This window comes from Ruegeria sp. BC1 (assembly GCF_056539305.1).
On sequence record NZ_JBQFUT010000011.1, the window covers coordinates 24126 to 36034 of the forward strand.

At 59.9% G+C, this 11909-nt stretch carries 12 protein-coding genes; 8 read left to right on the forward strand and 4 right to left on the reverse strand.

What is annotated here, in order from left to right; all coding sequences use genetic code 11:
• Window positions 1-41: 41 nt before the first annotated feature.
• Window positions 42-959 (forward strand): threonine/serine dehydratase, encoded by a 918-nt coding sequence (locus ACR0IY_RS19530; RefSeq protein WP_480676302.1) that lies wholly within the window; start codon window positions 42-44, stop codon window positions 957-959.
• Between the two features lie 108 nt (window positions 960-1067).
• Window positions 1068-1895 carry a 2,3,4,5-tetrahydropyridine-2,6-dicarboxylate N-succinyltransferase gene (dapD, locus tag ACR0IY_RS19535; RefSeq protein WP_480676304.1) on the forward strand — a complete coding sequence of 276 codons (828 nt, stop codon included), beginning with the start codon at window positions 1068-1070 and terminating at the stop codon, window positions 1893-1895.
• 142 nt (window positions 1896-2037) lie between these two features.
• Here dapD and ACR0IY_RS19540 read toward each other — a convergent pair whose 3' ends face one another.
• Window positions 2038-2601: a hypothetical protein gene (locus ACR0IY_RS19540; protein WP_480676305.1), complete on the reverse strand. Its 564-nt coding sequence runs from the start codon at window positions 2599-2601 to the stop codon at window positions 2038-2040.
• A 346-nt stretch (window positions 2602-2947) separates the two neighbouring features.
• Between ACR0IY_RS19540 and ACR0IY_RS19545 the strand changes: the two genes are divergently transcribed.
• Window positions 2948-3292: a hypothetical protein gene (locus ACR0IY_RS19545; protein ID WP_480676307.1), complete on the forward strand. Its 345-nt coding sequence runs from the start codon at window positions 2948-2950 to the stop codon at window positions 3290-3292.
• Here the strand turns inward: ACR0IY_RS19545 and ACR0IY_RS19550 are convergent.
• Window positions 3289-4344, reverse strand: coding sequence for a transporter substrate-binding domain-containing protein (locus ACR0IY_RS19550; RefSeq protein ID WP_480676309.1), 1056 nt, complete (start codon window positions 4342-4344; stop codon window positions 3289-3291). The genes ACR0IY_RS19545 and ACR0IY_RS19550 overlap by 4 nt on opposite strands.
• A 211-nt stretch (window positions 4345-4555) precedes the next feature.
• On the opposite strand from ACR0IY_RS19550, the gene dapE reads away from it, so the two are divergent.
• The 3 genes from dapE to rnr are packed head-to-tail and all read left to right on the forward strand — an operon-like array spanning window position 4556 to window position 8581.
• Complete coding sequence (gene dapE, locus ACR0IY_RS19555; RefSeq protein WP_480676311.1) at window positions 4556-5695, forward strand: succinyl-diaminopimelate desuccinylase; 1140 nt, start codon at window positions 4556-4558, stop codon at window positions 5693-5695.
• Window positions 5696-5698: 3 nt separating this feature from the next.
• On the forward strand, window positions 5699-6274 hold the full coding sequence (locus ACR0IY_RS19560) for a TIGR04282 family arsenosugar biosynthesis glycosyltransferase (protein WP_480676313.1): 576 nt from the start codon (window positions 5699-5701) through the stop codon (window positions 6272-6274).
• A 48-nt stretch (window positions 6275-6322) separates the two neighbouring features.
• Window positions 6323-8581 (forward strand): ribonuclease R, encoded by a 2259-nt coding sequence (gene rnr, locus ACR0IY_RS19565; protein WP_480676315.1) that lies wholly within the window; start codon window positions 6323-6325, stop codon window positions 8579-8581.
• A 77-nt stretch (window positions 8582-8658) separates the two neighbouring features.
• On the opposite strand, the gene ACR0IY_RS19570 is transcribed toward rnr, so the two are convergent.
• On the reverse strand, window positions 8659-9057 hold the full coding sequence (locus ACR0IY_RS19570) for a DUF1801 domain-containing protein (RefSeq protein WP_480676317.1): 399 nt from the start codon (window positions 9055-9057) through the stop codon (window positions 8659-8661).
• Window positions 9054-9752, reverse strand: coding sequence for a glutathione S-transferase family protein (locus ACR0IY_RS19575; protein WP_480676319.1), 699 nt, complete (start codon window positions 9750-9752; stop codon window positions 9054-9056). Before ACR0IY_RS19575 ends, ACR0IY_RS19570 begins: the two co-directional genes overlap by 4 nt.
• 82 nt (window positions 9753-9834) lie before the next feature.
• Between ACR0IY_RS19575 and ACR0IY_RS19580 the strand changes: the two genes are divergently transcribed.
• Together ACR0IY_RS19580 and ACR0IY_RS19585 are read left to right on the forward strand one after the other, a co-directional pair.
• Complete coding sequence (locus ACR0IY_RS19580) at window positions 9835-10548, forward strand: helix-turn-helix transcriptional regulator (protein WP_480676321.1); 714 nt, start codon at window positions 9835-9837, stop codon at window positions 10546-10548.
• A gap of 62 nt (window positions 10549-10610) precedes the next feature.
• Complete coding sequence (locus tag ACR0IY_RS19585) at window positions 10611-11909, forward strand: lytic murein transglycosylase (RefSeq protein ID WP_480676323.1); 1299 nt, start codon at window positions 10611-10613, stop codon at window positions 11907-11909.

The following is an 11909-nucleotide window of genomic DNA, read 5'->3' on the forward strand; positions in this document are numbered from 1 at the left end:
ATAGGGTTCGCGGGCAGAGCGCCAGTCACGGAAAGACACGAATGAATTGGAAGAGTGATATTTCAGCCGCCGCTGACCGGATTGCCGGACATGCGCAGGTGACACCGGTGATGGAGAGCCGCGCGCTGGGGCTGGACTATCCAATCGAAATAAAATTGGAACACTTGCAACATACGGGCAGTTTCAAAGTGCGTGGGGCGTTCAACACGCTACTTAGCCTAGAGGTTCCAGAGGCGGGTGTGGTGGCCGCATCCGGTGGCAATCACGGGGCTGCGGCAGCCTATGCGGCGCGGGCATTGGGATACCCCGCCAAGATTTTCGTCCCGGAAATGGCAGGCCCGTCCAAGATCGCCCTCATCGAACAGACCGGCGCTAAGCTGAGCGTGGTCTCTGGCGAATACGCCAACGCCCTGACCGAGGCGCAGGCGTATGAAAACGCTACGGGCGCGATGCAGATCCATGCCTATGACGCGCCCGCCACCGTGGCCGGACAGGGAACCTGTTTCGCCGAATGGGAGGCGCAGGGCCTTCGGGCCGACACCGTTCTGGTTGCTGTGGGCGGTGGCGGTCTGATCGCCGGGGCCTTGGGTTGGTTTCAGGGCGCGCGCAAGGTTGTGGCGGTCGAGCCCGAAAGGTCATGCGCGCTGAATGCGGCTTTGCAGGCCGGGGAGCCAGTGGATGTGTCGGTGTCGGGTGTTGCCGCCAATGCGCTGGGCGCGCGGCGGATCGGGTCGATCTGTTTTGATCTAGCTCAGGGGATGACGTCGGTACTGGTGTCGGATGAAGCCATCACGCAGGCGCAGCAGGTTCTGTGGCGGGCGCATCGGATTCTGGTGGAACCTGCGGGCGCGACCGCTTTGGCCGCGTTGCTTTCCGGGGCCTATCAGCCGGAACCGGATGAGCGTGTGGCAGTGCTGATTTGTGGTGGCAATATCTCTCCTGACCCGTTGGCCTGCTGAAATCGCAACAATCAGCCGCAAAGCGTGCATCTCGCGTCGCATTGCAGCCAGTCTTTCGCTTGCGTATAGGCAAGACCAACGTGAACAGATTCAGCAGGGAGCACCCCCATGTCCAACGCGCAACTGGAAGCCGCCATCGAAGCCGCCTGGGAGGCGCGCGACACCATCACCCCAGCCACCACCGGCGAACAACGCGAAGCGATCGAAGATACGCTGAACGCGCTGGACAGCGGTTCGCTGCGCGTGGCGGAAAAGCGCGACGGCGGCGACTGGCACGTAAACCAGTGGGCAAAGAAAGCGGTTCTGCTGGGCTTCCGCATCAAGGATATGGAAATCCAGCCGGGCGGCCCGCAGGCCGGTGGTTGGTGGGATAAGGTGGACAGCAAGTTTGCCGGATGGGGTGAAAATCAATGGCAGGCTGCCGGGTTCCGCGCTGTGCCCAACTGCGTCGTGCGCAAGTCGGCCTATATCGCGCCGGGTGCGGTTCTGATGCCGTCCTTTGTAAACCTGGGCGCTTATGTCGACGAAGGCACAATGGTCGACACCTGGGCCACGGTTGGATCCTGCGCGCAGATCGGCAAGAACGTGCACCTGTCGGGCGGCGTTGGCATCGGCGGCGTGCTCGAGCCGATGCAGGCAGGCCCGACCATCATCGAAGATAACTGCTTTATCGGTGCGCGCTCTGAAGTGGTCGAGGGCTGCATCGTCCGCGAAGGGTCGGTTCTGGGCATGGGCGTGTTCATCGGCAAATCTACGAAGATCGTGGATCGCGAAACTGGCGAGGTCACCTATGGCGAAGTGCCGCCCTATTCGGTGGTTGTGGCCGGTTCGATGCCGTCCAAAAACAACATCAGCCTCTATTGTGCGGTGATCGTGAAACGGGTGGATGAAAAGACCCGCTCGAAAACCGGGATCAACGAGTTGCTGCGGTACTGATAGTCCGAATGAAATAAAAAGGCCGGAGTACAGCATCTCCGGCCTTTCGACTTTGTTGCGTTTTGGCAAAGGAACGAACCAGATCCTCGGCCAGTTTTAGCACAGATCAATTCGCCAGGCTAAAATTCTAACTCATAGTGGGTTAGCGATCTTCTCCTTGCATCGCGTCCACTTCTGAATTGCCAGCGTTGGTTTCAGCAGCTCCGTCATCGTCGCCGCCGTCATCGTCGCTGCCGTAGTCGTCGTCTCCGTCACCGTCGCGGCCATCGTCGTCGCCGTCACCGTCGCGGCCATCGTCGTCGCCGCCGTCATCATCGCGGCCATCGTCGTCGCCACCGTCATCGTCGCGGCCATCGTCGTCGCCGCCGTCATCGTCGCGGCCATCGTCGTCGCCGCCGTCATTGTCGCGGCCATCGTCGTCGCCGCCGTCATCGTCGCGGCCATCGTCGTCGCCGCCGTCATCGTCGCGGCCATCGTCGTCGCCACCGTCATCGTCGCGGCCGTCGTCGTCGCCACCGTCATCGTCGCCGCCGTCGTCGTCGCGTCCTTCGTCGTCGTGGCTTTCGTCGTCGCCGCCTTCATCGCCGCCATATTCTTGCGCGTATGCCGCGTCGGGGGAGAAAGCAATCAAGCTAATAGATGCCGGAGCAAGAGCTAACAGGGATAGGCTTGCTGTAGTCGTTAGAAGTTTGGACAACATACTCATCGAACTTTCCTTCTCAAAAACAGAAACTTCAAAAGTGTCGGTATTTTAGAATTTGCCTATTTCAGCACGGACCGGCCTGCCGTTGTGGCGACGCGTTCAGCCAAAACTTGCTCAAAAAGGTCGGTGACGTCGGCAAAAGGGCGCCATTTTCAACCATGCAGATTCTTGCTGAATAGGATGTCAATCCCACGGTGAAGTTGATGTTGTGGGTGTGTAATTTTTGCCAAGCCAAGATTCGATTTACACGAGCCTGACATCTGCTGTTTCTGAACTTCCCTCGAAAGGGTGTGCTGGTTGACGGCTGAACAAGTTGACCATGCCTTGTTCCGCACGTATGGCAGGCGGCATGGAAAAGCAAAAGAAACCCTCTCGCCAGCAAGTCTATACCCTGCTTGTTCAGATCGGTCGTAAGGACGGTGACGGATTGCCGGAAGGTGCCACCGGGGCGGCGCTGATGTGTTTTGCAAGCGGCGTGGATGAGGCCGAAGCCGTGCGCGAAACCGTGGCCATCCTGAAGCAGGCCGATACCGCGCCGTTAGACGTGACCGGCTATGGCACATTGGCTGAGCGCGAGGCACAGGGCCATGACATCGACCCGGGCGAGCGGGCGTTAATGCAGCGGGCTTTGGATGAAAACGCTGTCATTGTTGCGCAGATGACGCCGTTTTTCGGCGATGAGGAACCGGCTTAGTTCCGCGCTCCGAACCATTTGCGATAAATCTCGTCATAGGTGCCATCCTCGCGCAGCGACAGCAGGGCCTGATTGACGTCCTCGACCAATGGCGAGCCGGTCGGGAAGGCGATCCCGTAATTCTCGCGCAGGAATACACCGCCGGTTACCGATGCAATCCGGCGTCCTTCGTGTGAGGCATAGTAGGACAGGATCGGCGCGTCGAAGACCACGGCGTCCAGATCCTTGTTTTGGAAAGCAGTCAGCATTTCGTCCAGACCGGGATAGCCGGTGAATTCAATCTCGCGCCGGTTCAGGAAACTGGCAGCGGTTGAATCCGAAATCGTCCCAACCTGTTTGCCATAAAGATCGTTGACCGAGTTCACGTTGCCGCTGATCGCATCCACTGTCATGACCGAGGTGATCCGGGCTGTGAAGACCGACACGATGAACAGGGAAGAAACCACCAGCACCACGCCCAGTAGCCGCCCAAAAGGGGTGCGCGGCATGCGTTCCTCGAATCCGCCGTTCACCACCAGGTTCAGCGCCCACCAGAAAGACGGAAACCAGGCCTCGTTCAGCTTGCGGTCGAAATAGGGCTGCGCGCGGCGTTCGAATCCCCACATCAGCATCCCGCCTCCTAGCAGAATCGCAAAGGCCAGACCGATGGCAATGAACAACTCGCGCGACAGCAGGGCATGCAGCAGCGACGGTCGGCGTGCAGCCTCGGACGGGACCATGATCTGAAGGCCGGCCTCAAATATCGGCTGGCTGAAATCCATCTGCGTCTCGCGCGCGGCGGTGATTGAGATGTTGGCAATGGCCAGATCCGCAGACCCATCCTGTACCGCCCCCAGCATATCACCGAACGCATCCAACCTGTTGACCGAGTAGTCCCAGTTCAGCGACTGAGCCAGTGCATCCAGCAGATCCATTGAAAAACCGGTCTGGGCCTCGTCTTCAACATAGGAAAACGGAGGGCGGGTCACAGTGGTGACTGTCAGTGTCTGTGCCTGGCTTTGCTGTGCAAGAACGGCGTAGGTCAGACAGATCCAAGTAAAAAGGGCGCGCATCGTTTCAACTTACCTGTTTCGCGGCCCTCTAACGCAGATTTGAACGCTGCGGCAAGGTGGTCGCGGGGTAAACCACCATGTTTTATGAGTGTGTCATGTCGACACCGGAGTAAAAAAGCGGGCAGATTTAGCCCAGCGGGGGTTGGCAATCGGGCCAATTCGTTGAATCTGTGCGCGAACCTGCATGTCAAAGAACCAAAGGGGCCGAACCATGACAGATCCGGTAAAGTTGACGGCAGAGCTGATCCGTTGCCCATCGGTCACACCTGAAGAAGGCGGCGCGCTGGTTTTGCTGGATAAACTTCTGTCCGATGCGGGGTTTGACTGCACCCGGGTTGATCGCGGTGGCGTCAGCAATCTGTTCGCGAGATGGGGCAATAAGGGTCATGCGCGCAGCTTTGGCTTTAACGGCCACACGGATGTTGTGCCTGTCGGGGACGAGGCCGCGTGGACCAAGCCGCCATTCGAAGCAGAAGTCCACGATGGTGTGATGTATGGCCGTGGGACAACTGACATGAAATCCGGCGTGGCGGCTTTTGCGGCGGCGGCTGTGGATTTTATACGCGACACGCCGCCCGACGGAGCAGTGATCCTGACGATCACTGGTGACGAAGAGGGTGATGCGGTGGATGGCACCACCGCGCTGTTGGACTACATGGCCGAGGCCGATGAAAAAATGTCGGTCTGTCTTGTGGGTGAACCGACCTGCCCGAACGAGATGGGTGAGATGATGAAAATCGGGCGGCGCGGCTCGATGACCGCATGGTTTACCGTCACAGGGGTGCAGGGGCATTCCGCCTATCCACACCGGGCCAAGAATCCTCTGCCCGCGATGGCGCGGCTGATGGATCGGCTGGCCAGTCATGAATTGGATCAGGGCACGGATCATTTCGACGCGTCGACTCTGGCAGTGGTGAATATCGACACCGGCAACGCGGCCACCAATGTAATACCGGCGCAGTGCAGTGGCGCAGTGAATATCCGGTTCAACGATTTGCACTCTGGTGCCAGCCTCAGCGACTGGCTACAGGCCGAAGCCCGCTCTGTTGCCGAGGCTTGCGATGTCGAGGTGGACGTTCGGATCAAAATCTCGGGCGAAAGCTTCCTGACCCCGCCCGGTCCGCTGTCCGATCTGGTGGCAGCAGCGGTCGAAGCGGAAACCGGTATGCGGCCTGAGATGTCAACAACCGGCGGCACTTCGGACGCGCGGTTCGTCAAGAACCACTGTCCGGTGGTGGAATTCGGCCTTGTCGGCCGGACGATGCATCAGGTGGATGAATGCGTCGAGGTGGCGCAGATCGAACAGCTCAAGTCCATTTATGGCCGTATCCTGAGGGACTATTTCGCCTGATCCATGCAGCGCACTTTGGTCATCATGGTCAAGGAACCGCGCCCGGGTCGGGTCAAGACACGACTGGGGCGCGATATTGGAATGATAGGCGCGGCCTGGTGGTTTCGTCATCAGACGAGGTCGCTGATCCGTCGGCTGCGCGATCCACGCTGGCAAATTGTGCTGGCGGTCTCGCCGGACCGCGAGGGACTGACTGGCCGTATCTGGCCCCCAGACTTGCCACGAACGGCGCAAGGGCACGGTGATCTGGGGGACCGGATGGGACGGATGCTACGGGGCATGCCGAAGGGTCCGGTCTGCCTGATCGGCGCGGATATCCCCGGTATTACACGCGGGCATGTCGCGCAGGCGTTCAAGGCGCTGGGCCCGGCGCAGTGGGTGTTCGGACCTGCACCGGATGGGGGATATTGGCTGGTTGGCGCGCAACGTTATAGGGCCTTGCCGACGACCCTATTTCGCGATGTGCGCTGGTCGACTGAACACGCTCTGGCGGACACGCTCGCCTCTGTCCCCGGCACACGCGTGGCTTTGCTGGACCAGTTGCGCGATGTGGACACGGTTGCCGATCTGAAACCCTGATCCTTTTTTGGTCATGACGCGGTCGCATCCCCGTGATACGCCGGAATTATGACTCGCATCCCTACTAAGCAAGAGGTCCTCGATTGGATCTCGGCGAACCCCACCCTTACCTCGAAACGCGATATCGCCAAGGCCTTTGGCATCAAAGGCGCGGATCGCATCGACCTGAAGCGTATCCTCAAGGAACTTGAGGCCGAAGGGCATCTGGAAAAGCGCAAGCGCAGCTATCGTGACCCGGATCGCCTGCCGCCGGTCAGCGTGTTGCAGGTGAAGGCTCCGAATGCTGACGGCGACCTGTTCGCGCGCCCGCTGGAGTGGCATGGTGAAGGGGTCGAACCCATCGTCCTGATCGTCGCCCGCGCCAGTGACCCGGCGCTGGGTGAGGGCGACCGGATTCTGGCCCGCCTGACCGTAGTGCAAGAAGAAGACCATAATTACGAAGCCCGCCTGATCCGTCGCATCGGGACCAACCCACGCAAGATCGTCGGCATTTTCCGCAAAACCACCGAGGGTGGCCGGATCGTGCCCATCGACAAGACCGGCCAGAACGAATGGCTTGTCCCCGACGGCGCGGTGCTGGGCGCAAAGGATGGCGAACTGGTCGAGGCTGAACAGGCTGGGCCGAAAAACCGCATGGGCTTACCGCGTGCGCGGATTGTCGAACGGCTGGGTGATCCGTCGGCACCTAAGGCGGTATCGCTGATTGCCATCCATCAGCACGGCATCCCTGACGACTTCCCTGACAAGGTGATTGCCGAGGCTGACAAGGCCAAACCCGTTGGCCTGAAAGGGCGCGAGGACCTGCGGGATATGCCGCTGTTGACGATCGACCCCTCGGATGCGCGGGATCATGACGATGCGTGTTATGCGCACGCCGACGATGACCCCAAGAACCCCGGCGGTCATGTGATCTGGGTCGCGATTGCCGATGTCGCGGCTTACGTGCAGCCCGGGACGGCGCTGGACCGTGAGGCGCGCAAGCGGGGCAATTCCAGCTATTTCCCCGACCGGGTGGTGCCAATGTTGCCCGACCGGCTGTCGGGTGATCTTTGTTCGCTGCACGAAGGCGTTCCACGCGCCTGTATTGCTGTGCGGATGCAGATCGATGCGAACGGCAACAAGGTAGGCCACCGCTTTGTGCGCGGCCTGATGCGCTCGGCAGCGTCGTTGCACTATGCCGAGGTGCAGGAGGCCATTGACGGCAATCCGAACGACCGCACCGGGCCGCTGTTGGAAACGGTTCTGAAACCGCTCTACGCTGCTTATACCGCGCTGAAAAAGGCACGGGCTGAACGGCAGCCGCTGGAATTGGACCTGCCCGAACGCCAAATTGTTCTCAGCGAAAAAGGTGAAGTGACCAGCGTGGCCTTCCGTGACCGGCTGGACGCGCACAAGCTGATCGAGGAATTCATGATCCTCGCCAATGTCGCCGCCGCTGAGACGCTGATCGCTAAACGTCGCCCGCTGCTGTTCCGCGTTCACGAAGAGCCCGCGCCCGAGAAATTGGAAAGCCTGCGGGAGACGGCGCAAGCTGCCGGTCTGAACCTCGCCAAAGGGCAGGTGTTGCAGACCCGGCACCTGAACGCATTGCTGAACGCCGCCGCCGGAACCGAGGATGCCGAGCTGATCAACCTCAGCACCCTACGATCGATGGCGCAGGCCTATTACAACGCCGAGAATTTCGGCCATTTCGGGCTAGCTTTGCGTAACTATGCCCATTTCACATCACCCATTCGCCGCTATGCCGATCTGATCGTGCATCGGGCGTTGATCTCAGCCCATGGCTGGGGCAAGGACGGGCTGACCGAGGATGAAATCGCGCGGCTGGACGAAACCGCCACCCATATCTCGGACACCGAGCGCCGCTCGATGATGGCGGAACGCGACACCACCGACCGCTATCTTGCCGCGTATTTGAGTGAACGGGTTGGGAACGAGTTCTCGGGTCGGATCAGTGGCATAGCCCGGTTCGGGGCCTTCGTGAAAATGGATGAAACCGGTGCAGATGGTCTGGTGCCGGTGCGCTCGCTCGGCCGCGAATTTTTTCACTTTGATCGTGAGGCTGGAACACTGATGGGCTCGGATACCGGCCTGATCATCGCCATCGGACAGCGGGTCACGGTCCGGCTGACCGAGGCGACGCCTGTAACCGGAGGTCTGGAACTGGAGCTTCTGTCCATCGACGATCAGGCCCTGCCGCGTGGTCGCGGGCCGGCCAAGCGGTCAACCCGTCGCAAGGCGGTCAGCACCAAGCGTAAGAAGGACAAGATCAAACGCAAGGTCGAACGCAAGCGCCGTCAAAGGTGATACGCGCCTGGGGAGGTACAGAGTCCCTTTTCGCTGGCTCTCGGCTGCGCCCCAACCTGAACAGCGATGATTGTGTCTCAGGATTTTCCCGAAACGCGATAGGTCAGTGCCCGTGCAATCAGCCATCCATGGCGGGTTTCGTCGATCTGGTCCGGGTCATCAAACAGGATGGCCCGGTTGCCGTCTATCCGATCCTCACCCGGGAATGCCGAGGTGAATTCTGCGATCAGGCGGCTTTGGCAATGCACGAACAGGGCAAAATTTGCTGTTTTGTGACCACCTACCCGTATCGTCGATCCCTTGGGTGCCAGGTATGCAGGCTGCCCCCAGCGCAGCGCTTCGGTCAACGGTTGGGCGTGAGGCAATTCACGCGCGGTGCTTAGGATCAGTTCCCGCAGCGCTAGTGCCCCGGGTCGCGTGTCCCGATGCATCGATCCAAAAGCTGCCGCTACAGTGGGGTCATCAAACGGTGTCATGTCAGGGGGATCGCCTGCTCCATCCGGTCAACGTAACTGTTCAGCAGCGTATCCTGTTTGATCCGGCGGGTCAGGTAGGTTTCTGCTGGCGTCGCGCGCATGGCAGCCAACATTGGGCCAACGCTCATGTCTGCCGAGGTCGGCTGATCGCCCATCAGATAAGCAGAGTGCCAAAGATAGGCCGATATCGCCTCAAGATCGCGCTCAATCCTGTCTTGCCGCTCGGCGGGGGAAAACCGTGACACGCCCTGAAACGCCAATCCACGGACAACCTTTTTGCGAATGGAAGTGGAGACCGGCTTGCGGATCAATGCCGGTATCACCGAAAAGAACGTCTCGCGCAGGATTGGCCAGACGTCGTCATTGTCCCAGCGATCTTGGACGATCTGGAAATACAGATGTTCTTCGGCAAGGCGGATCAAGGCGCGGGATTGGGCCCGTTGCAAATCAGTCAGGCCCGGATCGAAATTCGCTCCCTGCGCCTCAAGCCAACCGCGGATTAGGTCGCTGTCAGGAACCAGACGGTCTGGTGTACGTAAAACCGGCAGCTTCTGATGTGGCATTTTACGGGGATCGAGCATGTCTGATCGTTGCCAACGCTGGCCGGATGATTGCAGCATATACGCTGTCTTGACGCAAAACGGGCTGGCGCTGAATTCGCCAAAGGCGGCAGGAAAAGTCAAAAGGGTCAGCATCGAAATCTCCGGAATTGGGGTGTCGGATGAATAACTTTGCCTGATGACAGTTACTGTCATTAGTAGTAGGCTAACCTGCGCTATGTCCCGTACCGCCCGTTTGTTCCAACTGATGCAAGCCCTGCGATCCGGCCCGTCGCCCAAGACGTCGGTGCAATTGGCGCAGGATCTGGGGGTTTCGGCCCGCACTATCCATCGCGACATCGATGCGCTGCGGGGTTTGGGAGCGGTGATCGACGGAGAGGCAGGGTATGGCTTTACCTTGATCGAAGACGCCACTCTGCCTCCGTTGGGTTTCACCGATGATGAGATCGAGGCGATTGTTCTGGGATTGCGCGAGGTGCAATCTATTGGTGATCCGGGCCTGTCAGACGCAGCCAGCAAAGTGCTGAACAAATTGCAGGGACGTTTGCCGCAACGACAATCGCATCGTCTCAGTCATGCGGTGCTGACTGCCACGCGGTTTGATCGTCCGGCGCGACCGACGGTAGATGTGGCCGATCTGCGGCAGGCCGCGTGGGACGAGCGGGTGATCGCTTTTGCCTATACCGATGCCAAGGGCGATGACACCCAGCGCAAAGTCAGCCCCCTGAGCATCGTCTATATGGATCGCGCCAGCGTGTTGGTGTCCTGGTGCCATCTCAGGCAGGATTTCCGCGTTTTCCGCCTGGACCGGATGCGCGAAATGGCCGTGACGGATGAAAGCTTTAGGCCCAATCGTGTGCCCCTGCTGCGCGAGGCACTGGCCCGAATTCGGGCCGAACGCGAGGCAAAGGATTGCGCGCCCCCGGTCTGAGTGCTTTGTGAATTCCCGGTTTTGCGCTACTCTGGGGATGAGCAGTAATCAGGAAATTCGGAATGCGTAAATGCATAGGTGGCGTCATGACCGCCGCATTGTGGGCATCCATAGTGCAGGCGGAATCGTTCAACACACCAGATGGGTCGCAGGCGTTACAGCTGGCCTCGGCAGATGTGGCGGTTTCAATCCGGCCGGTCGTACGGCCATCAGTTAAGGAGTACCGGGTGTCGACCGAAGGCAATGCGCGGTTTCAGGCGTGGCTGGGCGCGTTTCGTGAGCGCGCGGCAGAGCAGGGTATTTTCGCCTCTACCTTGGACCGATCGCTGGCGGGTGTAACTTATGATAAGAAGATCATCGCGCGGGATCGCAATCAGGCCGAGTTCTCAAAACCCATCTGGGAATACTTGGATGCCGCCGTTTCGGACACGCGGATTTCAAATGGCCGCGCCGGGCTAGAGCGTCATCACGCGGCCCTGACCCGGATCGAGGCGGAATATGGCGTCGAAAAAGAGGTGATAACCGCGATCTGGGGGCTTGAGACCTCGTTTGGGACGTTCAGGGGTAGTGATCACACCATCCGGTCGCTGGCGACTTTGGCCTTTGATGCGCGGCGTGCGCAGTTCTTTGAAACCCAGCTGATTGCCGCCTTGCGGATCATTCAGGCCGGAGATGTCAGCCCTGACAATATGATCGGAAGCTGGGCTGGCGCGATGGGGCATACCCAGTTCATGCCGACCTCGTATCTGGATCATGCGGTGGATTTCGATGGCGATGGGCGACGTGACATCTGGGCGGATGACCCGACTGACGCGCTGGCCTCGGCCGCGTCTTATCTGGCGCGGCACGGTTGGACCAAGGGGCAGCCCTGGGGCGTCGAAGTGCACCTGCCTGCTGGGTTTGATTTTGCCACGGCCAAGCGGGAGAACACCCTGATGCCTTCCGAATGGGCCGCATTGGGAGTTGTCGGGCGCGACGGCAAGCCGGTTTCTGACCACGGTCAAGCCGCCATCCTACTGCCGGCAGGCGGGCAGGGCGTCGCGCTGATGATCTTTGATAATTTTGGGGTTATCGAAAAATACAACGGCGCCGATGCCTATGTGATCGGGATCGGTCACCTATCCGACCGTTTGGCTGGTCGCGGTGCGTTTCAGGCCGATTGGCCCCGCAGCGACCGAGCGTTGAGCTTTACCGAGAAAAAGGAACTTCAATCCCTACTGACCGATGCTGGCTTTGATACCCAGGGCGTCGATGGGCGCACAGGACCAAACACGACCAATGCAGTGCGGGCGTATCAGCTGGCGCAGGGGTTGCTGCCGGATGGCTATGCCAGTCTGAAGTTGTTGGAAAGGATGCGGTAG

Coding starts and splice junctions, on each gene's coding strand:
- ACR0IY_RS19530 (WP_480676302.1), top strand. CDS start 42: ATGAATTGGAAGAGTGATATTTCAGCCGCCGCTGACCGGATTGCCGGA.
- dapD (WP_480676304.1), top strand. CDS start 1,068: ATGTCCAACGCGCAACTGGAAGCCGCCATCGAAGCCGCCTGGGAGGCG.
- ACR0IY_RS19540 (WP_480676305.1), bottom strand. CDS start 2,601: ATGAGTATGTTGTCCAAACTTCTAACGACTACAGCAAGCCTATCCCTG.
- ACR0IY_RS19545 (WP_480676307.1), top strand. CDS start 2,948: ATGGAAAAGCAAAAGAAACCCTCTCGCCAGCAAGTCTATACCCTGCTT.
- ACR0IY_RS19550 (WP_480676309.1), bottom strand. CDS start 4,344: ATGCGCGCCCTTTTTACTTGGATCTGTCTGACCTACGCCGTTCTTGCA.
- dapE (WP_480676311.1), top strand. CDS start 4,556: ATGACAGATCCGGTAAAGTTGACGGCAGAGCTGATCCGTTGCCCATCG.
- ACR0IY_RS19560 (WP_480676313.1), top strand. CDS start 5,699: ATGCAGCGCACTTTGGTCATCATGGTCAAGGAACCGCGCCCGGGTCGG.
- rnr (WP_480676315.1), top strand. CDS start 6,323: ATGACTCGCATCCCTACTAAGCAAGAGGTCCTCGATTGGATCTCGGCG.
- ACR0IY_RS19570 (WP_480676317.1), bottom strand. CDS start 9,057: ATGACACCGTTTGATGACCCCACTGTAGCGGCAGCTTTTGGATCGATG.
- ACR0IY_RS19575 (WP_480676319.1), bottom strand. CDS start 9,752: ATGCTGACCCTTTTGACTTTTCCTGCCGCCTTTGGCGAATTCAGCGCC.
- ACR0IY_RS19580 (WP_480676321.1), top strand. CDS start 9,835: ATGTCCCGTACCGCCCGTTTGTTCCAACTGATGCAAGCCCTGCGATCC.
- ACR0IY_RS19585 (WP_480676323.1), top strand. CDS start 10,611: ATGCGTAAATGCATAGGTGGCGTCATGACCGCCGCATTGTGGGCATCC.